A 26638-nucleotide genomic window follows, 5' to 3' on the forward strand; every position below is an offset into this window, starting at 1 on the left:
CCGTTATTCTTGGAAGATGGTTCCGAACTCCAACGAGCTCTTCCTGCACCTCTCGAATGTAAACGTAGCCCGCGGCGAAAACGTCGTCCTTCACGATATCAATCTCTCGGTCAACGCCGGCGAACATATCGCCATCCTCGGCCCGAACGGCTGCGGCAAATCGACCCTCATCAAGACCATCACCTGCGAATGCTACCCCATCGTCCAGCCGGAGACACAGGTCAGCATCTTCGGTCGCGCGCGCTGGGACCTCACCGAGCTGAAGAAACGCCTCGGCGTCGTCTCCGCCGAGCTACCGGGCAAACAAACCCTCACCACCTCGGGCCGCGACGCCGTTCTCACCGGCTTCTTCTCGAGCTCGACGCTCTGGCCCAATCTCACCGTCACCGACGAGATGCGAGAGCGAGCCGACCAAGTCCTCACGCTGATCGACGCGGAGCAACTCCGCGACAAGCTCGTCGGCCACATGTCCGCCGGGCAGCAGCGACGCATCATGATCGGCCGCGCGCTGGTCGCCTCGTCCCAGATGCTGCTGCTCGACGAGCCGTCGAACGCGCTCGATATCGCCGCTCAGCAGGAGCTTCGAAATCTTCTACGCCGTCTCGCGCAGCAGGGAACTGGAATTCTGCTCATCACGCACCAGGTCTCGGACATCATCCCCGAGATCGACCGCATCCTGATGATGAAGGACGGACGCATCCTCGCCGACGGTTCCAAAACGGAGCTGTTGACCGCGCGCTCCCTGAGCGATCTCTTCCGCACCGAGGTTCATCTCACCGAGAAAGACGGCTTCCATCACGCATGGTGATTCTGCTCAGTGACCATAACTCTCGGCATGTTCGGGAACCTTTCCCCGGAAGAGCCAAGACACGGTCACGGCGTAGATAAGAGCCAGCAGAATCCCGAAGGTCCACCAGATGAGACCTACGCGGACCGCGTGCGGCCCGGCAAGTGCTCGATCGATGGTAATGTTGCGTCCGGCCTTCCCCACGCTAGGCAACACGACTGGGTAAAGTCCCGCGGCGGCTCCTGCCAGCATAGCGGCCAGGTAAGTGCAGGAGCCGAGGAAGGCCCTCCACTCCCAGCGTCGTGCCAACGAGACGGCAATCATGATCAAACCGACCACCACCATCGTGGGAGCCAGCCACACAGCCCAATGCTCCTTACAGCGCTCAAGTGAACAGGCCGTGCAATCACCGTGGCCGGAACGCTTACAAGCGTGACAAGCGCGACTACCGGCAAAAGACGCTTCGCCATTGCAGTGGCTCTGATGTTGAGATCGCCTGCGGTCTTCAAGGAAAGATACAGAAGACCGTGCAGCGCCAGGGCCAGCAGCGCAAGCATGCCGCCCAGAACGGTGTACCAGTCCAGAATCCCGGGATTAGGGCCAGGTCGCCAGTTCGTCCAGAGCGGCAGGAAGAAATAGCATCCGCGCCCAGAGGAACTCCGCGGACCACATTCGCCAGCGCCGCTCCAAAGAACATCGCGAGCACGGCGCTCGATAAAAAGAATGTCGCATCAAAAAGCTCTGAAAGACCTTGTCGTGAGTGTGTGCTCTCAACTCAATGCTCAGCCCGCGTACCATCAGCAGCCATAGCACGATCGTCAACGGAAGATAGAACCCGCTGAAGGATGACGCATACAGTAGGGGAAAGGCGAAGAAGAGCGTTCCTCCTCCCGCGATCAGCCACCTCGTTACCGTCCCACACCGGTCCGATCGCGTGCATGATCTTACGCCCCCGACATGTTGTGCGCGTACTGCAACCATGTCCAGGGATTCATCAGCAATCCCCAGAAGCTGGTCACCGCATAGGTGCCGTTCGACAGGCGCTCGTAGGCAACAGGATGCTGCATCCATGCGTCTGTGACGATGATAAAGAAGCCGGAGATCCACGATCCGAGGAACACCATGAAAGCAGCGAACAGGTGAAGGCCGCGTGAGATTCGTTTTTCGCCGAATAAAAGCAATCCCAGGAACGCAGATTCGAGGAAGAAGGAGAAGACATCTTCCATGGCGAGTGGCTGGCCGATCACCCCCCGGTACGGCGTGAAAACTCCGACCAGTTGGTGCCGAACTGAAACTTCATCGGTATGCCGGTAACGACTCCGAGAACGAAGTTGACGGCAAAGATGCTCGCCCAGAAACGCGACGCTACATCTATCGCTCTCGCATGTCTGGATCATTGGTGCGAAGAGCAATCGTCTTCATGACGAAGATCAGCAGGGCAAGGCCCATTGTCAGCTGAGGAAAGAGGTAGTAGGTGATCGTAAACGCAAAGTGGATACGATGAAGCGTGAGTGCATCCATCCAGGGCTACTCCTTGCTGCTCGACACCAGTATGAACTCTTCTCGCGCCGCCACGCAGGGAAACATGAGAGACAAGACGATTACCGAAGCAGAAAGTGCAGCCTTGGACGATGATCGTCCGAACGAAGCTTACTTGCCGGTATTCGATGCAATAGAACCCGCCTGAAGCTTGACCAACTCAGGCTGAGGGAACCTGCTTGGTCCGAGGACGGCGATCCTTGGAATTGGCCCACGCGCCATCGCAACCTCATCGCAGGCGTAGAGACGAGGGCAGGTCTGGCAGTCCTTATAGATCTTGTCCGGAAGGAGAGTGCGATCGACCACGCGAAAGCCGAAGTGAAAAAAGAAGTCCGGGATGCGTGTGAACAAGCTTACGCAGGTTACGCTCTGATCTTCAGCCTCTGCGAGAAGGGCGCGAAGAAGTTTTCCCCCCGCGCCTTGTCCCTTGGCCTCGGGCTTGACCACGATGGAGCGGACTTCGGCCAGATGCGGTCCGTAGAGATGCAACGCGCCGCAGCCCAGGAAGACGCCGCTCTCGCTCTCGGCGACGGTGAAGTCGCGCACGTTCTCACAGATCTCAGCGTAGTTCCGGCGCAGCAGCGTTCCATCGCCGGAGAGGGAGTTGACCAGCTCGAAGATGTTCACCGCATCCGGAAGCTTCGCCTTGCGCACGGTCGCCCCACCCACGCGCGGCCGCGAGGAAGAAGTCGATTCGCTTACAGGCATCAGGGACGAGTTAGACAAGGGCAGCGGACTCCAAGCCAAGTTTCGCAGACTTTTTGGATGCAAGCGAGGCCGTATCGGACGCAATTCGCCGAGAGGCATCAGCGACGGCATCCCTTACTCGATGGGTCGCCGTGCCTCCGATGACATCGTGGCAGTCGAGCGTAGCCTTCAGAGAAATGGCGTCGAAGAAGTCTGCGCCGAACTCCTCGCCAAAGCCGCGCAGTTCTTCGAGCGTGAGCTGATTCAGTTCGCGCCCGGTCTCAAGGCCCAGACGAACTGCCTGTCCGATCTTCTCGTGCGCCTTGCGGAAGGGAACTCCCTTGTAGGTGAGATAGGTGGCGGCCGCCATCGCATTCAGATATCCCTTCTCGGCGGCAGCCTTCATCGCTTCGGTGCGGAAGCGCAGCGCACGCGTAAAGCCGGGCAACAAGGCAAGTATTCCGAGGACGGTATCGGCGGCGTCGAAGACGGGCTCCTGGCCCTCCTGCAGGTCTTTGTTGTAGGCGAGCGGAAGTCCCTTCACGATGGTCGCCAGGGTCAGCGCTGCTCCCTGCAGGCGACCTGCCTTGCCGCGGATGAGCTCGGTAAGATCGGGGTTCTTCTTTTGCGGCATCGCGCTCGACCCGGTGGAGAAGCGCTCCGGCAGATCGAGGAAGCCGAACTCGGCGGTTGAGTACAGGGTCAGCTCCTCCGCGAATCGAGAGATATGCAGACCAAGGGTCGAGAGTGCCTGCGTGAACTCGAGTGCGAAGTCGCGGTCGCTGGTGGCGTCCATGCTGTTCGGTGTGGGACCGTCGAATCCTAAAGCCTCCGCTGCGATGGTGCGGTCGAGCGCCAGAGTTGCGCCTGCGATTGCTCCGGAGCCGAGCGGGCAGAGGTTCAGACGGTTGCGGCAGTCCACCAGGCGAGTGAAGTCGCGTTCGAGCATGGCGACATAAGCCAGCAACCAGTGCGCGATCAGCACGGGTTCGGCGCGCTGCAGGTGCGTGTATGAGGGCATGACCGAATCGCTTGCGGAACGGGCCTGTTCGACCAGGGCCTCACGCCAGGCAAGGAGCCCATCCAGTGTCTGGTCGATTGCATCGCGGACGAAGAGGCGCATATCGGTGGCGATCTGCTCGTTGCGGCTGCGCCCCGTGTGCAGCTTCAGAGCGAGATCCCCGATGAGCTTGGTCAACTGCAGCTCGACGAAGTGATGAATGTCCTCAGCTTGCGGATTCAGCGCGACGATGCCTGCGAGATTAGCCTCCAGCGAGGCTTGCGCGGACTCCGCAGGAGTAAGCTTCGTGACTTCTTCGACAGAAAGGGGAATGACGCGGTCCAGGCCGTCGAGCATCTTCGAAAGCTCGGTGTCGGTAAGAATTCCCGCTGCAGCGATAGCACGGGCGTGCGCCTTCGACGCGGCTACTTCCTGGGGAAGCAGCCGCACATCGAAGGGGAACGAACGTTGCCAGGACTCGAACGCGGGATCGAGCGGTTCGCGGAATCGCCCTGACCACATCTTGCTCACTTTGCGAGCTCCTTTTCCTTGTGCTTGCCGAGCACCGCGGCACGGACGCGGGCAGGAAGGCCGAGGATCTTGATGAAGCCGGCAGCGTCCTTCTGGTCGTAGCTCTCGCCCATGGTGAACGAGGAGAGATCGGCCGAGTAGAGTGAGACCTCGCTCGAACGGCTGACGACGGAGATGTTGCCCTTGTAGAGCGCAAGTTTGACCGAACCTGTCACACCCGCCTCTGCCGTCGTGAAGAACGAATCAAGCGCCTCACGCAAAGGAGTAAACCAGAGACCGAAGTAAACCAGCTCGGCGTACTTGAGAGCGAGCGATTCCTTGAAGTGGGCGGTCTCGCGGTCCAGCGTGAGCGCTTCGAGCTGTCGCAGGGCTTCGAGGATCAGCGTACCGCCGGGAGTCTCGTACGCTCCGCGCGACTTCATGCCGACGAAGCGATTCTCGACGATGTCGATACGCCCGATGGCGTTGCGTCCGCCGATCTCATTCAGCAGTTCGACCATCTGTACCGGGGGAAGCTTCTGGCCGTCGACCGAGATGGGCGTTCCTGCCTCAAAGCCGATCTCGACGAACTCCTCGCGATCGGGAGCGTCCTGCGGCGAATTGCTCATGCGCCAGGTGGTGGGATCGACCGGCTTGTCGGTGCCTTCAAGCTCACCGCCCTCGTGCGAGACGTGCCACAGGTTGCGGTCGCGGGAGTGGATCTTGGTGCGGCTCGCCTCGACGGGGATGCCATGAGCTTCCGCGTAATCCAGGCAATCTTCACGGGACTTGAGGGTCCACTCGCGCCAGGGAGCGATCACCTTGAGCTGTGGAGCCAGAGCCTGAAAGGCGTGCTCGAAGCGGACCTGGTCGTTGCCCTTACCGGTGCAGCCGTGAGCCAGGGCCGTTGCGCCTTCGGCCAGCGCGACCTCGACCTGGTGCTTCGCGATGATGGGACGCGCGATGGAGGTGCCGAGCAGATACTTGTGCTCGTAGACCGCGCCTGCACGGACGGTAGGGAAGACATACTCCTGGAGGAACTCCTCGCGAAGGTCCTTGACGATCACCTTTTTCGCTCCGGTTTTATATGCCTTTTCGACAACGGCGTCGATGTCTTCACCCTGTCCCACGTCAGCCACGAAGGCGATTACGTCGTAGCCATAGTTTTCGTTCAGCCACGGAATGATGATCGAGGTATCGAGTCCACCGGAGTATGCGAGAACAACCTTTTCTGCCATGTCGAGATCCTTTTCTCAAAAAATGTTGGGTGACTTAGACCAGTGAGGGCCGCTTGCGAGCCTGGGTTCCACGACCGCGGCTGCTGGAGATACGCTTGGCTCCGCCGAGCAGCATCAGCAGAAGAGCCTTCTGGGCGTGCATGCGGTTCTCGGCCTGATCGAAGACGATCGACTGCGGGCCGTCGAGTACAGAGTCCGTAACCTCAGCGTTGCGGTGCGCGGGAAGGCAATGCATGAAGACTGCGTCCTGCTGGGCGTTGGCCATCAGCGTTTCGTTGACCTGATAGGGCTTGAAGATCGGAGCGCGCTTGGTTGCCTCGTGCTCGAAGCCCATGCTTGTGCAGACGTCGGTGTAGACGGCATCGGCGCCGGTAACGGCCTTCACCGGATCGTGAAGCAGGGTGATGCTGCCGCCGGTCGATTCGGCGATCTCGATCGCCTTGTGAATGATCTCCAGCTTCGGAGCAAAGCCCTTCGGCGTTGCAATGCTGCAATGTGCGCCAAGCTGCGCGGCCGCGAGCATCAACGAATGGCACACGTTGTTGCCGTCGCCCACGTAGGCAAAACGAAGTCCCTCCGCCGAGCCGAAGCGTTCTTCGAGCGTCAGAAAGTCTGCGATCGCTTGGCAGGGGTGCTCCAGGTCCGAGAGCGCATTGATGACCGGAACCTTCGAGCAGGCAGCCATCTCCGTGATGGTCTCGTGGGAATACGTTCGCAGAACGATCACGTTCATCCATCGCTCGAGATTGCGCGCCATATCGGCAAGAGATTCCCGCTCGCCCAGAGGAGACTGTGTCTGATCGACGAAGATCGCGTTTCCGCCGAGAGTGTTGATCGCCGTCTCGAAGGTGAGCCGTGTGCGCAGCGAAGCCTTCTCAAAGAACATCACCATCTGCTTCGCGTCCAGCGCATGACGGAAGTCTTCCGGATGATTCTTGACGGCGTGTGCCAGTTCCATGATTGCCGCCATCTCTTCCACGGTCAGGTCGCTGATCGAACAGAGATCGCGTCCGCACAGCCGCTTGGCCGCCTCATTGAAGGCTGTATCGGACTGGATTCCGAGGGTCGCAGTCGGCTTGCGCGATGTGTTTTCTGCTCCGGGAGTATCTGGCTTGGTGTTCATAACCACTGTTTTGCTACCCATGTGCCTTTTCTCCAGCCGGCGTCGCGCCGGCAAGTTCCGTGTTCGCCTTCAGAATCTCGTTGAGCGCGTCGATCGTCATCTCGACGTGCTTGTTCTCGAGGATATAGGGGGGAAGAAAGCGAAGCACTGTTTCGCTGGTCCTGTTGATAATGATGTGCCGCTCCATCATCTGCGCGGCTACCTGTTTCGCAAGCTCTGCCGAGGTCAACTCAACTCCCAGCATCAGTCCCATGCCGCGTATCTCGGCGATGCAGTCATGTTGCTCTTTCAGGGCGTTCAGCTTGGCCTTGAAGAATCCGCCTACCTCTTCGATGTGTGCGAGCATATTCTCGCGTTGCATGGTATCGATGACCGCAATCGCCACGGCGCAGGCCAGCGGACCTCCGCCAAAGGTCGTGCCGTGCATGCCTGGAGTGAAAGCCGAAGCCGCGCGCTCCGTGCAGAGCATCGCTCCCATCGGAATACCTCCGGCAATCGGCTTGGCCAGAGTCGTCACATCCGGCTGAATTCCGTAATGCTGGTAGGCAAACCATTTGCCCGTACGGCCCAGGCCGCTCTGAATCTCATCGGCCAGCAGCAGGGCACCGGTCGAATCGCACAGCTCACGGGCCGCGGCGAAGAACTGCGGAGAAACGGGATGAATGCCGCCTTCGCCCTGAACCGGCTCGATGCAGATACCGCAGACATCTTCAGAGAACTTAGCGCGAAGGTCGGCGACGTCGTTGAAGCGCACAAACTCCACATCTCCCATCACCGGGGCGAATGGAAGACGATATTTGTCCTTGTGGGTCGTCGCCACCGAGCCCATGGTACGACCATGGAAGCTGTGCCCCATCGCAAGAAATTTCGTTCCGATGTGCTTTCCGCTCTCGCGGGCTTTCGTCGCATAAGCACGCGCCAGCTTGAGGGCGGCCTCCCATGCTTCCGTTCCGCTGTTGCACAGGAAGACCCGGTCCATGCCGCTTATCTCGGTCAGGCGCAGCGCAAGGTTCGCTGTACCCTCGTGAAAGAAGAGGTTCGAGGTGTGGAGCAGCCGCGTGCTCTGGTGAGCAATCGCCTGTTCGATCGCCGGATGTCCGTAGCCCAGGGCAGAGACTCCGATGCCGCTCAACAGATCGAGAAACTGGGTTCCGTTGTCATCCTGCAGAAAGACTCCTTTGCCGCTGACAAACAGGTAGGGATTTCGCTCATACGTGTTCAGCAGCAGCTTGCTCTCCGCAGCCTGAATCGATGCAAGTTTCATGCGACCATGACCTCCGTTCCGTCGTTGACTCGAGTTGAGCAGAGATCCGGCAGAAATACCGCGGACTCCGCAGGCAGGATGCGCACACGCTTAACGCCATGTAACAGCGCCTCGCGGCATGCATTCAGCTTGGGCAGCATGCCACCGGAGATCACCTGCTGCTTTTCGAGCGCAGGAATCTCTCCAAGAGTCAGCCAGCGCATCACGCTGCCATCGGCGCCCTTCACCCCCGGCACATCGGTCAGAAAGACCAGCGCGTCGGCCTTAGTCGAAATCGCACAGGCTGCTGCCATCTCGTCCGCATTGATATTGTAGTACTCGCCATCGAAGCCGAGCGCGATCGAGGAGATCACGGGAACAGCGCCCATGGTCCAGATGGCCTCGAGCCAGCGCGAGTCCGCCGAGGCAATCTCGCCGACAAAGCCGAGATCGGGATTAGTCTTCTTCTTGCGAGCCCGGAAGACGTGGCCGTCGCCCCCGGATAGACCCACTGCGGACTGCCCGTGCGTGCCCAGCGACGCAACCAGCGATTTGTTGACGCGCCCGGCCAGCACCATTATCGCTGCATCTCTTGTCTCTGCGTCGGTAACGCGCAGGCCCGAGATGAACTCGCTCTTCTTTCCAAGCTGCGCAAGTGTGCGCGTCAGCTGCACGCCGCCGCCGTGGACCACCGCCACCTGGTTGCCATCGGCCACCAGGTCGGCAATCGCTTTGCCGCAGGCGTGCAGCAACTTGGGATTTTCAAGGCCCGCACCGCCCAGTTTTACGACGAATCTCACAGCAAGCCCTCCTCTTCCTTCCAACCGCACATCACATTCATGTTCTGCACCGCCTGCCCCGCGGCTCCCTTCAACAGGTTGTCCAGGCATGAGACGACAACCAGCCGCTTTCCGTCTTCTGCCAGCGCAAAACCCAGATCGCAGAAGTTCGTGCGGACAACATGCTGAATCTGGGGAAGCTGCGGTGTGGCATGGAGCCGCACCAGTGGGCTTCCCTGGTAAAACTCGCGAAACAGATGTTCAATCTCTGCTGGCTTCATCGCGTGCTTCAGGCGAAGGTAGATCGTCGACAGAATGCCACGCGGAATCGGTAGCAGGTGCGGCGTGAACTGGATCTGGTCCGCTGTCAGGCAAAGCTGCTCCAGCAACTCTCCCGTGTGCCGATGTCCGAAGACCGAATAGGCGGACAGGTTATCGGCCGCATACATGAAGTGCGTCTTCGACGTGGGAGCCTTACCCGCACCGCTCACACCCGACTTCGCATCGCAGATGATTCCGCAGTCGAGATCGACGATTCCAGCCCTTACCAGCGGGCGTAATGCGAGAATCACCGAGGTCGAATAGCACCCCGGATTCGCTACCAGGCGCGCTGTGCGAATCTCATCGCGGTGCAGCTCGGGACAGCCATAGACAGCTTCGTCCTGCAGTTTGGCTGCCAGCGCCGGATTCGCATCGTGCAGTTTATAGACGGCGCGATTGCTCTCGTCCTGCAATCTCCAGGCACCGCTGAGGTCGACCACGCGAATGCCGCGCTCGATCGCCTCCGGAGCCCACTCGCGCGATTGCTCATGCGGAAGCGCGAGGAAGAGAATCTCGGTTCCGGCTTCGGAGAGGCGGTCCCAGTGAAAGGGCTCAACCAGATGCGTGGCCTTCGTGCCGATCATCGCCAACTGCGGGTGGATCGACTCAATGGTCGTGGCGGTGTCGGCGGCGGTTTCTCTTGCCCTTCCAAGAAAAATTGGTGCAGATCCATCCATGCCGGGGTGGCGAAGCAGCAGGCGGGCAAGCTCGCCACCCGCATATCCGCTCACGCCAGCGACGGCCACCCTTGGCGCGCGCGACGGTGCGCTGCCTGCTTTTGCAGTTGTGCTCATCTCTTTCGTCTTTTCGATTGTGTCCAGATTAGCCAATGTAGTCTTCGATCCGAGTTTTTAGTTGAGTTGCCCGATCCGCATCGGGACAGATGATCAGAACGGTGTCGTCTCCTGCGATCGTGCCGACCACTTCAGGCCAGTCTTCGTAGTCCATACCTGCGGCGATAGGTTGTGCGCCACCGGTCGTTGTAATCACCACCAGCAGATTCGCCGCCTGTCGCACCTCAAGGCCAAAGCCCTGCAACACTTCGCGAATGCCGGGAAGAGAATCCTCATCCGCCTCCGCTCCATTCGAAAGCGAGTAACCGTCTGGTCCTTTGGACAATCTCAACTCGTGAATGTCACGAGAGAGCGTTGCTTGTGTAACATGGAAACCACGCCCTGCAAGTTTTCTCCGTAGCTCATCCTGACTGGCGATCGAGGACTTCGCCAGCAACTCACGAATTACGGTATGACGTTGTTGTTTCATCTTTGTTTCAGCGCCGTTTCTGCCACGGTCTGAGTAGAAAACCTCCGGGCTATGCATAAATATACATTCTGATGTATATTTATGCAAGAACGTTCCCCGTGGAGCGTTACCCATACCTTGACGGAAAGGTTATCCGGTGAATTCGTCATTCATCGGACGTATAGTTAATTATGGAAAGCTTTCGCGCACTCGTCCCTGCCTCTGCGCCCGCGCCCTCGTCTGGAAGCGTGAGCTTCAAACCGTCTCCGGCGGCCTCTTTGATTGATGAACGCTTCGACCATGATTCCTGCGGAGTCGGCTTCGTCGCATCGGTCGACGCAGTGGCATCCAATGGGATTCTTGCGCAGGCGCTTACCGCGCTGGCTCGGCTGGCGCACCGCGGCGCTACCGCTGCCGACGGCAAGAGCAGCGACGGAGTCGGCGTACTTGCCGCGATTCCGCGCGACCTCCTGGTTCGTTCCGAAAAGCTTTCGATTCCCGATGGCAAACTGCTTGGTGTAGGGATGGTCTTCATCCCGCAGGATGAGACCCGCGCAGAGGCTCTTATCGAACGGGCTCTGCTTTCGCACGACTTTAAGGTGCTTTGTTGGCGCGACGTTCCGGTGCGGACCGAATACCTCGGCTCGATGGCGCTTTCGACCATGCCAAAGATTCGTCAGGTGTTGGTGATTGACGGCGACCACGCCGAGGCATCCACCATGGAGCGACGCCTGTACCTTGCGCGGAAGCAGTTTGAGCGCTCTCACGAGAACGGCGACGTCAACGGCTATATCTGTTCCATGTCGGCCCAGACGATCGTCTATAAGGCGATGTGTACCGGCCACGACCTGGCGCTCTTTTATCCCGATCTCGCCTCTCACGAATTCGTAACTCCCTTCGCCATCTTCCACCAGCGTTACGCGACCAACACCCTTCCCACCTGGCATCGCGCTCAGCCCGGCCGCACCCTTGGTCACAATGGAGAGATCAACACCGTATGGGGCAACCGCGCCCGTATGGCGGCCCGCGACTCTACGCTTCCGGTGGAGTGCAAGCCTGTTCTGACCCAGGGAGGAACCGATTCGACCAGTCTCGACGAGGCCGTCGAGCTGATCTCGCAAAACGGTCGCACCCTCGCCGAGGCGATGCGAATGTTGATGCCTCCCGCCGCGGCATCCGGTCACACTTCCTCCTTCCTCCGGTATCACTCTGACTGCACCGAACCCTGGGACGGTCCGGCAGCCATCGCGTTTTCGAACGGACGACTCGTGGGAGCCGTGCTCGATCGCAACGGTCTCAGGCCCTGCCGTTTCGCCATAACGAAAGACGGTCTGGTGGTTGCCGGATCGGAGATCGGTCTGGTCGATCTGGATCCGAATGAGGTTACTCACAGTGGTCGTCTCGGACCGGGCCAGATGCTGGTGGTCGATCTCGAGAAGCACAAGGTCTACGAAGATGAGGAACTCCTCGCGATTTTCGACGCCGATCCGATCTATGCGAAGCTGCTCGAAAATGCTCCTCTCGTCCCGGCACCGGTCTCATCAACCGATCCTGCGATGCTCATGCCTTTGCAGAGAGGCTTCGGATATACACGCGAAGACGTTCGGATGATCCTGCAGCCCATGGCGGCCGAGGGCAAAGATGCAGTCTGGTCGATGGGCGACGATACGCCGCTGGCTTTCCTTGCGCGTACGCCACGCCCGGTGTACGCCTACTTCCGGCAGCGCTTCGCCCAGGTAACCAATCCCGCAATCGATCCTCTGCGCGAGTCCTGCGTCGTCTCGCTGCATACGCGCCTGGGCCCCTGGCCTCACATGCTCGACAAGGATTCTCCTCTTCCGGGAGTTTCCATGTCCTCTCCGTTCCTCTCGCTGGGACAGGTTCAGGCTCTCCGTCTGGGGCAGTATCCCCATGCCGCAGAGCTGCACTTTGCCGAGTTGTCCTGTGTCTTTTCCTCCAATGTCACGCTGGTTCAGGCGCTCGACGATCTGAGCAATCGGGCGATTGAGCTGGTTCGCAATGGCGCGCGCCTGCTGCTGCTCACCGACCGCAATGCCAGCTCTGACGCTCTGCCCGTTCCCATGGCAATGGCTACCGGATCCGTTCATCAGGCTCTTGTCGCCGCCGGGCTGCGAACCCTGACCGGCATTGCGGTAGAGGCCGGCGATTGCCGCGACATCCATCACGTCGCGGTGCTGATCGGCTATGGTGCGGGAGCCGTCTGTCCATGGCTGGCGCTTGAGACCGGTCGTGCGCTCGCGCCTGCCGGCACCGATCCCGAAGTCGCAGAGAAGAAGATGCTCAAGGCTCTGGATGCGGGGCTGGCCAAGGTAATGTCGAAGATGGGAATCTCGGTTGTGGACAGCTACCGCAGCGCCCGCCAGTTCGACATTCTTGGATTGCACTCGAGCGTCGTCGACCGTTGTTTCCCCAATACTCCCGCTCCTTTGTCGGGAATCGGATTTGCCGAGGTCGAGCGCCAGATTCGCCAGACCTGGCAACCTGCGGACGCCAATGCTGTTCCATCGGCCGATCTTCCCGACTATGGTTGGGTGCGTTTCCGCAAGGCGGATCTGGCCGAGCCTCACGCCTGGCAGCCCCCCACGGTGAAGGCGCTGCAATCGGTTGTGGGAAGTGCGCGGAATGTGCCGCAGCCCACCGATCCGGCGGCCGCGTTCGCGATCTTCACCAAGGACGTGATTGCTCGCGATCCGGCAGTGCTGCGCGATCTGCTGGAGATTCGGCCCGCAGGAGCGGAGCTTCCTTTGTCCGAGGTTGAGAGCCCTTCGAGCATCACCAAGCGCTTTGTCGCGAGCGCGATGTCGCTCGGCTCGCTCAGCCCGGAGGCCCACCAGACCATCACCGCCGCAATGAACATGCTGGGCGCGCGGTCGAATACAGGCGAAGGCGGCGAAGACTCTTCCGTCTACCGTGTTCACCCCGTGGATTCGGAGACGCTTCCTGGATCCGGTGGAGCCAGCACTGCGATGTACGCTCAGGGCGGCGTCGCCGTTGCGGAGCCTGTTGTCTCGGCTCCCGCCGTCCATGTCTCTCTGAACAACAAGATCAAGCAGATCGCTTCGGGCCGCTTCGGTGTAACAGCCGAATACCTCGCGCACGCAGAGGAGATCGAGATCAAGGTGGCGCAGGGAGCGAAGCCCGGCGAGGGCGGACAGCTTCCCGGCCACAAGGTGAGCGGCCTGATTGCGCGGCTGCGTCATGCGCAGCCCGGAGTTTCACTGATCTCGCCGCCGCCGCACCACGATATCTATTCGATTGAGGACCTGGCGCAGCTGATCTATGACCTGAAGCGCGTGAATCCAAAGGCCGCGGTTGGCGTGAAGCTGGTCTCGGGCTGCGGCGTCGGAACGGTTGCTGCAGGTGTAGCGAAGGCTTACGCGGATTACGTGGTGATCGCTGGAAATACGGGTGGAACCGGTGCTGCCGCGCTCTCGAGCATCAAGTACGCGGGCAATCCATGGGAGCTTGGATTGGCCGAAGCGCAGCAGGTTCTGATGCAGAACGGCATGCGTGGCCGCGTTCGTCTGCGAACCGATGGCGGACTGGCCACGGCGCGCGACGTTCTGATCGCCGCGCTGCTTGGAGCCGATGAGTATGCCTTCGGAACGGCAGTGCTGGTGGTTCTGGGTTGCGATATGGCGCGTCAGTGTCACCTGAACACCTGTCCCACCGGCATTGCGACCCAGAAGCCGGAGCTGCGGGCGAAGTTCCGCGGCAAACCGGAACATGTGGTGCGGTTCTTCGAAGAGCTGTCGTCGGATCTTCAGCATCTTCTGGCCCGCTACGGTCTGCCTTCGCTGGAGGCAGCGGTGGGACGCTCGGACCTGCTGGAACAGGTTCGATTCGACGGCAATCTGGACCTGGCGCCGATGCTCGCGCAGGTCACCGAGGGACCGCGGCGATGGATGGGCGGAAGGAACGACCAGCCGCTGCCTGCGCCTCCGATCGACGAGCAGTGGATTGCTCCCGCACTCGAGGCGGTCGAGGCAGGGAAGCCTTATGTCATCGAATCGCGGATTGCCAACTGCGATCGCGCTGTGGGCTCGCGTCTGGCTGGAGAGCTGGCGCTTCGCCGTGCGCAGGGAGACCTGCACGCGGACGTGACCTTCGATCTGCATGGAACGGCGGGACAATCGTTCGGCGCGTTTGCTGTCGACGGTATGAAGCTGGTCCTGGATGGTCAGGCGAACGACTTCGTCGGCAAGGGACTTTCGGGAGGCGAGATTATCATTCGGCCTCGCGGGCTTGCGGCGAAGGACAGCGGACAGCATGTGATTCTGGGCAACGTGGCTCTGTATGGTGCGACCTCGGGCAAGCTGTTCGCCGCCGGTCGCGCCGGGGAGCGGTTCGCGGTTCGGAACTCCGGTGCGGTTGCTGTGGTCGAAGGTGTCGGCGACCACGGATGCGAGTACATGACCGGCGGAACGGTTGTGGTTCTCGGAAAGACGGGGATGAACTTCGGCGCGGGAATGACCGGCGGACTGGCCTGGATCTACGATCGGGACGGACACTTCATCTCCGACGCGAGATTCCATCTGGATTTCATTGATCCACAAGCGTTTGATGCGGTCGAGCCGGAGGCTCAGGAGAGCCTGCGAGCGTTGATCGAGGAGCACGTGTCGGTCTCAGACAGCAGTCTGGCCAAGTGGATGCTCTCGGACTGGGCGACAGAGTCCAAAGCTTTTGTTCGGCTGAACCTGAAGCCGCAGGCCTAAACCAACCCGAGACAAGGGGGACCCCCTCCCCCTTGTTTTCTGTAAATTCTTTGTTTTCAATGGAATAAGCGAATTTGTTCGCGTAAAATATTGAAAACAGGGAATTTAATAGTAAAAATATTGATTAAAAAAGACTTAGCCGAAGTCCTGAACGGCTCCGGTCCCACCTCTTTCGATCTCTTTTTATTCTAGCAAGCTGGCTGAAACTAATCGGCAGTTCTATGTCATCCATTTTCTGGTATTTACAGGATTTATGGGTTGACAGCTTTCCTGTGCAAGCGCTGTTTCGGATAGGTGCGTCCGGGGGATGGGTGTGTTCTTCCAAATTCAGGATTGGCAAAGCGAAGCCGTTTCATTAGAGTTGGCGAGGACCGGATACTTCCGGCCGACGGCGGATGGGTGGGCGATGGAGGAAGCTGCGTGACGGAGTCAGAGAAGACCCAGGCGACCGGTCCAGGCAGCGAGAAGTACCAGAGGATCCTGGATGCGGCGGTGGAGGTGATTGCGGAGCGAGGATATTTCAACTCGCCGGTGAGCGCGATCGCGAAGCGGGCCGGTGTGGCGGATGGAACCGTCTATCTCTACTTCAAGAGCAAGGACGAGGTTCTGAGGACCGCGATCGATACGACCTTCGCGCGGTTTTACCAGCAGGTGGAAGAGAGGTTCCGGACGCTGCAAGGGCCCCGGGAGCAGCTGGAGTACATCGCCGAGGTGCACCTGGAGAGCCACCGGGTGAACCGGAGCATGGCGGTGCTGATGCAGACGGAGATGCGTCAGAGCGCGAAGTTCATCGCCGAGTTTTCTCATCATCACCTGGTGAAGTACATCCAGATTGTTCGCGAGGTAATTCGGCGAGGCCAGCAGGAGGGGCTCTTCCGGAGAGATGTCTCCGATGGGATTGTGGCGCACTGCATGTTCGGTGCGATTGATGAGCTGTTGAGCTCGGCGGTGTTCACGGGCCGGACTTATGAGGCAAAGGCTACGGCGCGCCAGGTGATGGACGTGCTTTTGAATGGAATTGGAACCCGCAGGTAGATCCGGACTGTTATGGCCTGGAGACGTCTTACAGGAAGGAAACGCAATCGTGGTAGAGAAAAGAGCTGAGAATGTTTGATCTGCGAACGGTGAACGATGTTCTGGTGCGGGCTGCGGGGCGTGGCGACCGTACGGTTCTTATGGGGCAAGAGGGGACCGGGAGCTGGTCTCCGATCTCGTCAGTGGAGCTGTATGGTCGGGTTCGGGCGCTGGCCGACGTGCTTCGCGAATGGGGCGTCGGCAAGGGCGACCGGGTGGCGCTGCTGGCGGAGAATCGGTGGGAGTGGCCGGTGACGGACTTCGCGGTTCTGGCAATCGGAGGGGTGGATGTTCCGCTGTATCCGACGCTGACGCCGGAGCAGATCGGGTATATGGTGCGGGATTCGGGCGCGAAGGTGGCCGTCGTTTCGACGGCCGAGCAGTATGAAAAGATCCGGAAGGCGGGCGAGCTTCCTGAGCTGAAACATGTGGTGGTGATGGATGCGGGAAGCTACGAGGGTGCGGAGAGTTTTGCAGATCTGATACGGGAAGCGGGCGAGAAGCAGCAGAGGAACGCAGAGTTCGATGTGCTGTTGAAGACGGCCCGTCCGGAGGACCTGGCGACGATTATCTACACGTCCGGGACGACGGGCGAGTCGAAGGGCGTGATGCTGACGCATGGAAATCTTGCGAGCAACCTGAATTACTCCACCGGATCGCTGGGGCTGGGGGATACGGATACGGGAATCTCGTTTCTTCCCCTGTCGCACGTAACGGCACGGCATCTGGACTATGCGCTGATGTGTCACGGGACGAAGCTGGCGTACTGCGCCAAGTTCGACCAGCTGCCGCAGGCGATGAAGACGGTGCGGCCAACGATCGTCGTGGCGGTGCCGAGGGTGTATGAGAAGATCCGGCAGGCGGTGGAGAGTAAGTCCGGGGCCTCGCCCTTGAAGCATCGAATTCTCCAATGGGCTCTGGGTACGGGCAAGGTGCACAGGGCAGAGATTCTGGAGGGCAGAAGGCCCGGCGGATTGGGGTGGAAGCTTGCGAACAAGCTGGTCTTCGGAAAGATTGCTGAGGCGTTTGGCGGGAGGGTGCGGATCTTCATCTCCGGTGGAGCACCGCTTGGAATGGATACGGCAGGATGGTTCGCAGATGCGGGGATTGTGATTCTGGAGGGGTATGGGTTAACGGAGACCTCCCCTGTGATCGCGCTGAACTATCGGGGAGCCTACAGGATGGGAACCGTGGGCAAGCCTCTTGAAAATGTGCAGTGTCGTCTTGCCGAGGATGGTGAGCTGGAGGTGAAGGGGCCTTCGATCTTCGTTGGGTATTGGAAGAAGGAGAAAGAGACGCGCGAGGTCTTTACGGAGGATGGCTGGTTCAAGACGGGCGATATCGGGAACCTCGATGCGGATGGTTTCCTTTCGATTACCGACCGTAAGAAAGAGTTGCTGAAGACGAGTGGAGGAAAGTTGATCGCTCCGCAGCCTATTGAGAACAAGCTGAAGGCAAATACCCTGGTGGGGCATGCGGCGATGGTGGGGGATAAGCACAAGTTTGCGTGCGTGCTGATTTCACCGAACCTGACGGCGCTGAAGGGGTGGGCGAAGGGGCAGGGAGTCGCTATTGAGGACCCGGCGACCCTGGTGAAGGATCAGAAGGTGAGGAAGGCTTACCAGGAGATTGTGGACCGGGTGAACCGGGAACTGGCGAACTTCGAGAGCATCAAGCGGATGTACGTGGTTCCGGAGGAGTGGAGCGTCGAGACGGAGGAACTGACCCCCAGCCTGAAGCTGAAGCGGCGCGTGGTGGAGAAGAAGTATGCGAGGGAGATTGCGGAGTTCTACGCGGACGAAGCTACCTCGAAGAAGTGACGTTGGCTCAATTTGGTCTAGTGTCCTGCTGGACGTTGTGGATAGATCAGAGAGAGTACAAAGCGAAGCGTGGTGGATGGGGCATTATCGGGGCGCTTGGCGTTGCAGTAGTACTGGAAGCCTGACGTCATGGGCTGGCGGTTGAAGACGAGGGTGCGGCTTGATGCCTCCACCGACGGGAACAGGCCATTTTTGCCAGTCGGATGCGGTCTAATTGGCGGTGATGAGGTCTGTTCCTGGATGTCGCCGGTGCCGCCGACTTTGGTCTCCGCGGCATGCTGGATTTGGACTGTGGTTTAGCATCGGACGTGCTGTCGAGCAATCTTACGCTAAGAAATTGCTACGGAGGGCAAGATGAGGGGAGCGGTTCGACTGCTGAGCGTGGTTTGGCTGGCGGCATCGATGGGGATGTGCCAGACGGTTTCGACGACGACGCCGGTGGGGCCGCCAAATTGTCTGGTGGCTGACGGGAGCAGGGCGGCGACTTTGACTCCGGCGAAACGGCCGACGGCGGAGCAGATTCAGGCGACGGCGGAGGCTGCAGCGGCGGACCCGACGGTGCTGGTAGCGGCGGAGCCGATTGGAAACTTCGGAGTCGAGCGATATCGACTGGCGGATTATGCGGAGTGCGTTGGGGGCGGAGGGTGCTACTGGGCCGACCTGGATGCGCAGACAAGGAGAGCCGAGGCAGTGCTGGACCGCGTGATCGCGTTGAAGAAGGCGGGAGAGAAGCTGGCGGTGGTACTGGATATCGACGAGACGTCGATGTCGGGATTCTGCGAGATACGCCGCGAGGACTACGGGTTTCTGATTGAGCCGATGAACCGGTGGCTGATGACGCCGGAGGCCGCGGTTCCGATTCCGGGGACGGTGCATCTGTTCAACAAGGCACGCTCGGCAGGATTGGAGGTGTTTTTCATCACGGGGCGGTGGGATGAGCTTCGAGAGGCGACGGCGAAGAATCTCGAGCTTTCAGGCTTCAAGGGATGGAAGGGGCTGGCGCTGCGCGTGGGCCCGCAGAAACAGATGGCGACGGTGGAGTATAAGGGCCAGGAGCGGCAGAAGATCGTGGATGCGGGGTACCGCATCGTATTGAACATGGGGGATCAGTGGAGCGATCTGAACGGAGTGGCGAAGGGCGAGACAAGTGTCAAGCTTCCGAATCCGTTTTATTATCTGCCGTGATCGTGGAGGTGGAACGATGGAGTCTGTAGACCCCAAGGAGGCAGAAGAGGCGAAGAGCCTGCTTCGAAGGGCCATATTCGAGGAGCGGCGATTTCTGAATCCTCTGCCGACGTCGGTGGGTGGGTGGGAGACGATGCGGAAGGCGCTTCCTCTTTACCTCAACAACAAGGAAGAGAAGTCTCCGCGCAGGCCGCTGGGGCCGTTCCGCACGGATGCGGGTGTGTACGCCACTCCGCCGGCAAGCGGTCTGCGGCTGACGTGGATGGGACATTCCTCGACGCTGGTGGAGATGGATGGGATGCGGGTGCTGCTGGACCCGGTGTGGGATGAGCGTGCCTCTCCGCTGCGGTGGGCGGGGCCAAAGCGGTTCTTTGCCGCTCCGCTGAAGCTGAAAGAGATGCCTTCGCTGGATGTGGTAGTGGTCTCGCACGACCACTACGATCATCTTGGGGAATCGACGATCAGGACTCTGGCGGGCATGGCGGCGATGCGGGAGACGGAGTGGGTGACCGCGCTGGGAGTAGGCGAGATTCTGGAAGAGTACGGCGTGAAGCGCCGGAGGATTACGGAGCTCGACTGGACGGAGAGCCTAGGTGATGCGTCACTCAGCATTACGGCACTTCCATCACGGCATTTTTCGGGACGCAGCATGTTCAACCGCTTTGGGACACTGTGGTCGTCGTTCGCGCTGAAGGGACCGGTCCACAACGTTTACTATGGGGCCGATTCGGGCTGGTGGCCGGGGTTTGCGGAGATTGGAAGCGTGTATGGCCCGTTCGATGTGACGATGCTCGAGATCGGCGCCTATAACGAGCTGTGGAAGGACATTCACCTGGGGCCGGAGGGTGCGGTTCAGGCGTTCGAGGCGCTGGGCGGAAAAGGACTGTTGATGCCGATTCACTGGGGACTGTTCGACCTGGCGCTTCATGGGTGGAAGCAGCCGATCGAACAGGTGTGCGAGATCGCCGATGAGAAGGGGATTGCCTTGTGGGTTCCTCAGCCGGGGCTTCCCACGGAGGTGGTTCGAGATACGGCGGTGCGGTCGGAGTGGTGGCGATGAAAGCTGCGGTATGATGCTGCCGTCATAGAAAAGGAGATGCGATGCGTGTTGGAATGTTGACGGGTGGAGGGGATTGCCCGGGATTGAACGCCGTGATTCGTGCGGTGGTGCGAAAGGGCATTCTTCACCATGGGGACGAGTTTGTTGGGTTCATGGAGGGATGGCGCGGGGTTCTGGACAATGTGACGATGCCGCTGACGCTTGAGACGACTTCGGGGATTCTGCAGAAGGGCGGAACGATTCTGCGCTCGTCGCGAACGAATGTGAAGAAGATTCCGGGTGGGTTCGAGAAGTGCCTGGAGGTGATCGCGAGCAACAAGCTGGATGCGCTGATTGCCCTTGGCGGGGATGATACGCAGTCGATCTCGCTGGAGCTGAGCGAGCGTGGCGTGAAGTGCGTCGGGGTTCCGAAGACGATTGACAACGACCTGAGCGGAACCGATGTCTGCTTCGGGTTCGATACGGCGGTGACCATCGCGACGGAGGCGGTGGACCGGCTGCACTCGACTGCGGAGGCGCATAATCGCGTGCTGGTGGTGGAGGTGATGGGGCGCGATGCGGGATGGATCGCGATTACGGCCGGAATCGCGGGCGGAGCGGACGCGATTCTTGTGCCGGAGGTCCCAATAGATATCGACGAGGTGTGCCGGCTGGTGACCTATCGGCGGGAGCATGGAAAGAAGTTTTCGATTGTCGTGGTGGCGGAGGGAGCGCAGCTTCCCGAGGCGGGACAGGCCACTCACGGGACGGCGGTGGACGCGTTCGGGCATGCGCGGCTGAGCGGCATTGGGCAGGCGCTGGCCGAGGAGATCGAGAAGCGCACCAAATACGAGACCCGCAGCGTGAACCTGGGGCATACGCAGCGGGGAGGCACGCCGACGGCCTACGACCGTATGCTGGCGACGCGGTATGGTGTGGCGGCGATCGACCTGGTTCATGCGGGCAAATTCGGGCGGCTGGTGGTGCTGAAGGGGACGCAGATCTCGGATATTCCTCTGGCCGATGCGATTGCCAAGACACGGACGGTAACTGATGATCTGCTGGAGGTCATGAAGAGTCTTCAGCCTCCGGCGAAAGCTGTTTAGTGATGAGTTATCAGTTATTTAGTAGGCAATAGCTGAGAATTTGATTGAAAGGACGGAGGAATAGGAATACAAAGAGTGTGCCGAGATAAGCCGGGCTGTTCTTGTTTCGTGGGTTTTCTTTCGGGAGTTGTGGAGGTATCGTCCGATGGCACAGGTCCAGATAGCACCGCGTGAGGTGATGGATATCCGGCAGGCGTCGGAGTATCTCGGTATCAGCGGAGACACGTTGTATCGCTACGCTTCGGAGGGCTTCATTCCGGCATTCAAGCTGGGGAACCGGTGGCGGTTCAAAAAGACGCTGCTGGACGCCTGGATGGATGAGAAGAGCGGGGTGAAGCCCCAGGTACCGGTGGTGGTAGCTCCGAAGGAGAAGAAGCCGGCGGGCCGGGCTCGCTGATTTCTTCCCTATCTTCCTGACGCCTACGGGATTGTTGAGGAATCCAATGCTTCCATGAAAGAGATTGTTCGCTGCAGCTGGGCGCAGAACGATACGCTGATGCAGGCGTATCACGATGAAGAATGGGGCGTACCCGAACAGGACAGCCGAGCATTGTGGGAGAAGCTGATGCTCGACGGCTTCCAGGCGGGACTGTCGTGGATCACAGTCCTGCGCAAGCGCCCGGCATTCCGCAAGGCCTTCCATAACTTTGACCCCGAGAAGGTGGCGCGGATGAAGGAAGCGGATGTAAAGCGCCTGCTGGAAGACCCGGGAATCATCCGTTCGCGGGCAAAGATCGAGGCGACGATCGGCGGAGCCAGGGCTTACCTGAAGATGCGCGACGAAGGCGAGGACTTCTCGAAATTTGTGTGGGGAATGGCTGGGGGTAAGCCGATTCGTAACACCACAGGCGAGGTTCCGGCGAAGACGGAGTTTTCCGAGGAGATGTCGAAGGCGCTCAAGAAGCGCGGATTCAAATTTGTTGGACCTGTGATCGTCTATGCCTGGCTACAGGCTACGGGCGTGGTGGACGATCACGCGCCGACCTGCTTTCGGCGAAAGAAAAAATAACGATCTCCAGGCGCCTCGCGCTAGGCGGGCCGAAGGGTGTGGATGGTGAGCTCGGGAGCGCAGTCGAAACGGAAGGGGAGCCCGACAGTACCGATTCCGCGGTTGACGTAGAGCTGCATGTTACCGAACTGGAAGCGGCCCATGACGTACTTCTGTCCCATGGGCGGCAGGATCAGCGGGCCATAAAAGGGAACCCGTACCTGTCCGCCGTGGGAGTGGCCGGAGAGCATCAGATCCACGAGATTTCCGCGCGGGTGCTTGACGACATGATCGGCATAGTCGGGTTCGTGGATCATGAGGATCAACGGGCCGTCGGGGTTCTCCGGGATGGTCAGATCGAGGTCGGGCCGGCGGGTTCCGGCGTCGTCGGAACCGCAAAGCCAGAAGCGAGAGCTGCCCCGCTCGATGGGGATGTGCTCATTGACGAGAACAGGGATTTTGAACGATCGCAGTGCGCCGATGACGAGCGGAGCGCCGACCCCGACGTCGTGGTTGCCGAGAATGGTATAGACCTGAGGGCATTGGAGCGTGCTGAGAATCTCGGCGCAGCGGTAGGCAGCATGATGGCTGCTGATGAAGGTGAGGGAGCCCCGGGTAACGAAGTCTCCGGTGACGAGGACGAGGTCGGGTGCGAGGCGGTTGACGCGCTTGACGACATGTTCAAGAAAGAAGGGCTCGGTGAACTCGTCGAGGTGGATATCGGAGATCTGAACGATACGGAAACCGTCGAAGACAGAGGGAAGATTGCGGATGGGGACGGGGTTTTCGACGAGGTCGATCTCGTGTCGCGCGATCGCGCCTGCGTAGACGGCAAGGCCAGCGGCGGTGAGGCCGGAGCCAAGAATGAACTTGCGACGGGTAATAGCAGGCGGCGAGGATTCGCGTAAGCCAACGGGCATAGCTCATGATAACGGTTCGAGGAGACTGGAGACTACGTTGTGAGGCCCCTGGTTGAGTAGAATCAAAAGGATGAACTTTAAGACGCGGAAGAAGCGAGCGGCCCTGGCGGCCAAAACTGCCGGGGTGGATGGCTTGCTGGTAACCAACCTGCCGGACGTTCGCTATCTATGCGGCTTTACCGGATCGAACGCAGCTCTGGTGTTGACCGGCGGAAGAGCCGTTCTTTTTACCGATGGGCGATACACGGCCCAGGCTAAGGCGGAGGCGGCGGGAACGCGGGTTGTGATTGCGAACAAGCCTGCGGTGATGGCGGCCTGTGAATGGATGATCGAGGCCGGAGTGAAGCGTTGCGGCTTTGATGCGACCCAGACGACGGTTGCCGCACTGGAGTCGATGCGCAAGGCTGTGCCGGCGAAGTTGAGACGCGCGATGTTCGCACCGGTCGATCCCCTGGTTGCGAAGCTGCGGCAGGTGAAGGATGCGGACGAGATTGCGAAGATACGCACAGCGGCGAAGCTGGGCTGCGAACTGTTCGACGGAATGCTTGGCTACCTCAGACCTGGATTGTCTGAGATAGAGGTGGCAGCGACGCTCGAATATGAGGCACGAAAGGCGGGCGCCGAAGCGATGTCCTTCGAGACCATCGTGGCCAGCGGCGAGCGCAGCGCGCTTCCTCATGGGCGGGCGAGCAGTGCAAGGCTGCCGAAGCGGGGCTTTGTCACGATGGATTTTGGCGTGGTGCTGGACGGATATATGAGCGATATGACCCGCACCGTTCACCTTGGGCGCGGGCAACGGGAAGAGCGAGACGTGTATGATGCGGTTCTGGAAGCGCAGGAGGCTGCGGTTGCCGCCGTCGCTCCAGGTGTGACGGCGGGCGAGGTCGATGAGGCGGCGCGAAGCGTTCTTCGTCGGGCCGGACTCGACGGATGGTTTACCCACTCGACGGGTCATGGCGTGGGGCTGGAGATCCACGAAGGTCCCAGGCTTGCTGCAAAGCAGACGCAGAGGCTCGAGGCTGGGATGGTGATTACGATCGAACCGGGAGTCTATATGCCGGGACGGTTCGGTCTGAGGATCGAAGACATGGTTCTGGTAACCGCCGGTGGATACGAGGTTCTGACGCCGAGCGTAAAAGCCTGGGTCGAGCTATAAACAACGATAGAAGTGCCGCAACAGGCACGGGAGAGATGATGGACGGAACAAAGATGCAGGAGCTTCGCGAGCTGGTCGAATTTCTGAAGGCGAACGAGATCGCAGAATTCGACATGGAACAGGCGGACCTGAAGGTACGGATCAAGTTCGCGGGAGAGCCCGCCCCGGCAGCAGTTTCCGGAGGGATTGACCTGGCCCAGTTGAGCCGGCTTATCGGTTCGGCTCCTGCGAGCCAGGCGCCGCTGGCCCCGGTTGCTTCCGGGAGTTCTGCAGCGACGACTGCTGCTGCACCTGCTGCTGAAGCAACGGAGAAGCTGCACGAGGTGAAGTCGCCCATCGTGGGGACTTTTTATGAGTCGCCTGCTCCTGGCGCGTCGGCGTTCGTTCAGGTGGGGGACAAGGTGGAGGTGGGACAGGTACTTTGCATCGTGGAGGCGATGAAGCTGATGAACGAGATTGAGTCGGACATCGCCGGCGAGGTCGTCAGAAGAATCGCCTCGAGCGGGCAGCCGGTGGAGTACGGCCAGCCGCTGTTTGAGATCCGGCCGCGATAGAGAGTTTCGTATCGAGGATAAGGCATAGCAGCCGCGAGCAAACTACTGAGATTCTTCGCCTGCGGCTCAGAGTGACGGGTTGTTGAGTTCGCAATGACGGTTTGTTGAGTCGCAGTGACGGATCTTTGTGACAGTTCATTGCGTTTGCAAGGACGGTTTTGAGTTTGGAATGACGGCCCTCTCCAGAAGGGGTTCAAGGTTCGACGGAAGGCATCTGCATTTATGTTTCGGAAGGTACTGATTGCAAATCGTGGGGAGATCGCGCTGCGCGTGATCAGCGCGTGCAAGGAGCTTGGCATCCGCACGGTTGCGGTATACAGCGAGGCGGACAGGAACTCGCTGCATGTGAAGTTTGCGGATGAAGCGATCTGCATTGGACCGCCGCGGTCGGCGGAGAGCTATCTGAATGTACCGGCGGTGATCTCGGCTGCCGAGATTACGGACGTGGATGCGATTCATCCCGGCTATGGGCTGTTGAGCGAGAACGCCAACTTTGCGGAGGTGTGCCGCGCCTCGAATATCAAGTTTATCGGGCCTCCGCCGGAGGTGACGCGCATGATGGGCGAGAAGTCGACGGCGCGGCAGACGATGAAGAAGGCGAAGGTCCCGATTCTACCCGGTTCGGACGGCGTGATCGCGAATGAGGGCGAGGCGCTGGAGTGGGCAAAGAGCGTTGGCTACCCAGTGATCTTAAAGGCAGTAGCGGGTGGCGGCGGTAAAGGAATGCGAATTTGTCGAAACGCAGAGGAGCTTCCGAAGTTTTACGAACAGGCCACGCAGGAGGCGATGAATTCCTTCGGCAACGGCGATATGTACATGGAGAAGTTCATCGAGCGCCCGCGCCACATCGAGTTCCAGGTGCTGGCCGACGAGCATGGCAATGTGATGAGCCTGGGTGAGCGCGAGTGCTCGATCCAGCGGCGGCATCAGAAGCTGATTGAAGAGGCGCCGAGCCTGATGGTGACTCCAAAGCTGCGCGAGGAGCTGGGTAAGACGATCAAGCGCTCGCTCGAGAACATCGGCTATTGGAATGCGGGAACGATTGAGTTTCTGATGGACGAGGACGGCAAGATCTACTTCATCGAGATGAACACGCGCATCCAGGTGGAGCACTGCGTTACGGAGATGGTGACGGGTGTGGATCTGGTGAAGGCGCAGTTGAGGATCGCGGCGGGGGAGAAGCTGAACGCCATCGTGCCGGGGCCGGTGGAGATTCGCGGCCATGCGATCGAGTGCCGCATCAACGCCGAGCACCCGGAGAAGTTTACGCCGAGCGCTGGAAGGATTACGGCGTTCAATGTTCCTGGGGGGAACGGGGTGCGGGTGGATACGGCGCAGTATGCCGAAGGCGTTGTGCCACCTTATTATGACTCGATGATCGCGAAGCTGATCTGCCACGGGAAGGATCGCGAAGAGGCGATGAACAAGATGCAGCGCGCTCTGAGCCAGTTTGTGGTGCAGGGAATCCATACGACGATTCCGCTGCATCAGCGTATCTTTGCGGATGAAGAGTTTCGGGCCGGCAAGTTCGATACGAAGTTCATGGAGCGCTTTCTGGAGCGCCAGAAGGACGCGCAGGGCTAAACGGAGG

General features: G+C 60.0%; 27 protein-coding genes. 12 read left to right on the top strand and 15 right to left on the bottom strand.

The genetic code is table 11. The annotated features are described in order from the left end of the window. Nucleotides 1-16: 16 nt before the first annotated feature. Entirely contained in the window at nucleotides 17-808 is a 792-nt protein-coding gene (locus tag BDD14_RS01715; RefSeq protein WP_130417308.1) for an ABC transporter ATP-binding protein, read from the top strand. A gap of 6 nt (nucleotides 809-814) precedes the next feature. On the opposite strand, the gene BDD14_RS01720 is transcribed toward BDD14_RS01715, so the two are convergent. From BDD14_RS01720 to BDD14_RS01775, 14 genes are all read right to left on the bottom strand, one after another. Then, entirely contained in the window at nucleotides 815-1150 is a 336-nt protein-coding gene (locus tag BDD14_RS01720; protein ID WP_130417309.1) for a cytochrome d ubiquinol oxidase subunit II, read from the bottom strand. Then, nucleotides 1114-1344: a hypothetical protein gene (locus tag BDD14_RS34195; RefSeq protein WP_130417310.1), complete on the bottom strand. Its 231-nt coding sequence runs from the start codon at nucleotides 1342-1344 to the stop codon at nucleotides 1114-1116. The genes BDD14_RS01720 and BDD14_RS34195 overlap by 37 nt, the downstream gene beginning before the upstream one ends. Nucleotides 1345-1381: 37 nt before the next feature. Then, nucleotides 1382-1768 (bottom strand): cytochrome d ubiquinol oxidase subunit II, encoded by a 387-nt coding sequence (locus BDD14_RS34200; protein ID WP_130417311.1) that lies wholly within the window; start codon nucleotides 1766-1768, stop codon nucleotides 1382-1384. Beyond that, nucleotides 1732-2034, bottom strand: a complete 303-nt coding sequence (locus BDD14_RS33655) for a cytochrome ubiquinol oxidase subunit I (protein ID WP_278045457.1) — start codon at nucleotides 2032-2034, stop codon at nucleotides 1732-1734. Before BDD14_RS33655 ends, BDD14_RS34200 begins: the two co-directional genes overlap by 37 nt. Then, entirely contained in the window at nucleotides 2031-2162 is a 132-nt protein-coding gene (locus BDD14_RS34205; protein ID WP_423201778.1) for a cytochrome ubiquinol oxidase subunit I, read from the bottom strand. The genes BDD14_RS33655 and BDD14_RS34205 overlap by 4 nt, the downstream gene beginning before the upstream one ends. After that, nucleotides 2159-2308 (bottom strand): cytochrome ubiquinol oxidase subunit I, encoded by a 150-nt coding sequence (locus tag BDD14_RS33660; RefSeq protein ID WP_278045458.1) that lies wholly within the window; start codon nucleotides 2306-2308, stop codon nucleotides 2159-2161. The genes BDD14_RS34205 and BDD14_RS33660 overlap by 4 nt, the downstream gene beginning before the upstream one ends. Before the next feature lie 129 nt (nucleotides 2309-2437). After that, a complete protein-coding gene (locus BDD14_RS01740) occupies nucleotides 2438-3034 on the bottom strand; it encodes a GNAT family N-acetyltransferase (RefSeq protein ID WP_130422586.1) in 597 nt (198 codons plus the stop codon). Nucleotides 3035-3044: 10 nt separating this feature from the next. Next, the gene (argH, locus tag BDD14_RS01745; RefSeq protein ID WP_130422588.1) at nucleotides 3045-4535 is read right to left on the bottom strand and encodes an argininosuccinate lyase; all 1491 of its coding nucleotides are present in this window, start codon (nucleotides 4533-4535) and stop codon (nucleotides 3045-3047) included. A gap of 5 nt (nucleotides 4536-4540) precedes the next feature. Beyond that, the gene (locus tag BDD14_RS01750; protein ID WP_130417312.1) at nucleotides 4541-5761 is read right to left on the bottom strand and encodes an argininosuccinate synthase; all 1221 of its coding nucleotides are present in this window, start codon (nucleotides 5759-5761) and stop codon (nucleotides 4541-4543) included. A 34-nt stretch (nucleotides 5762-5795) separates the two neighbouring features. After that, nucleotides 5796-6905 (bottom strand): ornithine carbamoyltransferase, encoded by a 1110-nt coding sequence (gene argF, locus BDD14_RS01755; RefSeq protein WP_130417313.1) that lies wholly within the window; start codon nucleotides 6903-6905, stop codon nucleotides 5796-5798. After that, nucleotides 6898-8148 (bottom strand): aspartate aminotransferase family protein, encoded by a 1251-nt coding sequence (locus BDD14_RS01760; protein ID WP_130417314.1) that lies wholly within the window; start codon nucleotides 8146-8148, stop codon nucleotides 6898-6900. The genes argF and BDD14_RS01760 overlap by 8 nt, the downstream gene beginning before the upstream one ends. Beyond that, nucleotides 8145-8927 (bottom strand): acetylglutamate kinase, encoded by a 783-nt coding sequence (argB, locus tag BDD14_RS01765; RefSeq protein WP_130417315.1) that lies wholly within the window; start codon nucleotides 8925-8927, stop codon nucleotides 8145-8147. Before argB ends, BDD14_RS01760 begins: the two co-directional genes overlap by 4 nt. Beyond that, nucleotides 8924-10021, bottom strand: a complete 1098-nt coding sequence (gene argC, locus BDD14_RS01770) for an N-acetyl-gamma-glutamyl-phosphate reductase (RefSeq protein ID WP_130417316.1) — start codon at nucleotides 10019-10021, stop codon at nucleotides 8924-8926. The genes argB and argC overlap by 4 nt, the downstream gene beginning before the upstream one ends. 28 nt (nucleotides 10022-10049) lie before the next feature. After that, the gene (locus BDD14_RS01775; RefSeq protein WP_130417317.1) at nucleotides 10050-10490 is read right to left on the bottom strand and encodes an arginine repressor; all 441 of its coding nucleotides are present in this window, start codon (nucleotides 10488-10490) and stop codon (nucleotides 10050-10052) included. Nucleotides 10491-10660: 170 nt separating this feature from the next. Here BDD14_RS01775 and BDD14_RS01780 point away from each other — a divergent pair, with 170 nt between their 5' ends. The 8 genes from BDD14_RS01780 (at nucleotide 10661) to BDD14_RS01815 (ending at nucleotide 22438) form a co-directional block, all read left to right on the top strand. Beyond that, entirely contained in the window at nucleotides 10661-15205 is a 4545-nt protein-coding gene (locus BDD14_RS01780) for a glutamate synthase-related protein (protein ID WP_130417318.1), read from the top strand. Between the two features lie 420 nt (nucleotides 15206-15625). Then, a complete protein-coding gene (locus BDD14_RS01785) occupies nucleotides 15626-16240 on the top strand; it encodes a TetR/AcrR family transcriptional regulator (protein WP_165419873.1) in 615 nt (204 codons plus the stop codon). Nucleotides 16241-16311: 71 nt separating this feature from the next. Next, on the top strand, nucleotides 16312-18099 hold the full coding sequence (locus BDD14_RS01790) for an AMP-dependent synthetase/ligase (RefSeq protein WP_130417320.1): 1788 nt from the start codon (nucleotides 16312-16314) through the stop codon (nucleotides 18097-18099). Between the two features lie 354 nt (nucleotides 18100-18453). After that, complete coding sequence (locus BDD14_RS01795; protein WP_130417321.1) at nucleotides 18454-19284, top strand: HAD family acid phosphatase; 831 nt, start codon at nucleotides 18454-18456, stop codon at nucleotides 19282-19284. Nucleotides 19285-19300: 16 nt separating this feature from the next. Then, nucleotides 19301-20344 (top strand): MBL fold metallo-hydrolase, encoded by a 1044-nt coding sequence (locus tag BDD14_RS01800; RefSeq protein WP_130417322.1) that lies wholly within the window; start codon nucleotides 19301-19303, stop codon nucleotides 20342-20344. Nucleotides 20345-20385: 41 nt separating this feature from the next. Beyond that, on the top strand, nucleotides 20386-21429 hold the full coding sequence (locus BDD14_RS01805; protein WP_130417323.1) for a 6-phosphofructokinase: 1044 nt from the start codon (nucleotides 20386-20388) through the stop codon (nucleotides 21427-21429). Between the two features lie 145 nt (nucleotides 21430-21574). Continuing rightward, the gene (locus tag BDD14_RS01810) at nucleotides 21575-21826 is read left to right on the top strand and encodes a helix-turn-helix domain-containing protein (protein WP_130417324.1); all 252 of its coding nucleotides are present in this window, start codon (nucleotides 21575-21577) and stop codon (nucleotides 21824-21826) included. Between the two features lie 54 nt (nucleotides 21827-21880). Next, on the top strand, nucleotides 21881-22438 hold the full coding sequence (locus tag BDD14_RS01815; protein WP_130417325.1) for a DNA-3-methyladenine glycosylase I: 558 nt from the start codon (nucleotides 21881-21883) through the stop codon (nucleotides 22436-22438). Between the two features lie 20 nt (nucleotides 22439-22458). Here BDD14_RS01815 and BDD14_RS01820 read toward each other — a convergent pair whose 3' ends face one another. Continuing rightward, nucleotides 22459-23337 carry a metallophosphoesterase gene (locus BDD14_RS01820; RefSeq protein WP_130417326.1) on the bottom strand — a complete coding sequence of 293 codons (879 nt, stop codon included), beginning with the start codon at nucleotides 23335-23337 and terminating at the stop codon, nucleotides 22459-22461. A gap of 70 nt (nucleotides 23338-23407) precedes the next feature. On the opposite strand from BDD14_RS01820, the gene BDD14_RS01825 reads away from it, so the two are divergent. From BDD14_RS01825 to accC, 3 genes are all read left to right on the top strand, one after another. Beyond that, nucleotides 23408-24493 carry a M24 family metallopeptidase gene (locus BDD14_RS01825; protein ID WP_130417327.1) on the top strand — a complete coding sequence of 362 codons (1086 nt, stop codon included), beginning with the start codon at nucleotides 23408-23410 and terminating at the stop codon, nucleotides 24491-24493. Between the two features lie 35 nt (nucleotides 24494-24528). Further along, the gene (gene accB / locus BDD14_RS01830; protein ID WP_341273284.1) at nucleotides 24529-25047 is read left to right on the top strand and encodes an acetyl-CoA carboxylase biotin carboxyl carrier protein; all 519 of its coding nucleotides are present in this window, start codon (nucleotides 24529-24531) and stop codon (nucleotides 25045-25047) included. 222 nt (nucleotides 25048-25269) lie between these two features. Next, nucleotides 25270-26631, top strand: coding sequence for an acetyl-CoA carboxylase biotin carboxylase subunit (gene accC, locus BDD14_RS01835; RefSeq protein ID WP_130417328.1), 1362 nt, complete (start codon nucleotides 25270-25272; stop codon nucleotides 26629-26631). The last annotated feature ends 7 nt before the right edge of the window (nucleotides 26632-26638 follow it).

The sequence above is a fragment of the Edaphobacter modestus genome, assembly GCF_004217555.1.
GTDB lineage: Bacteria > Acidobacteriota > Terriglobia > Terriglobales > Acidobacteriaceae > Edaphobacter > Edaphobacter modestus.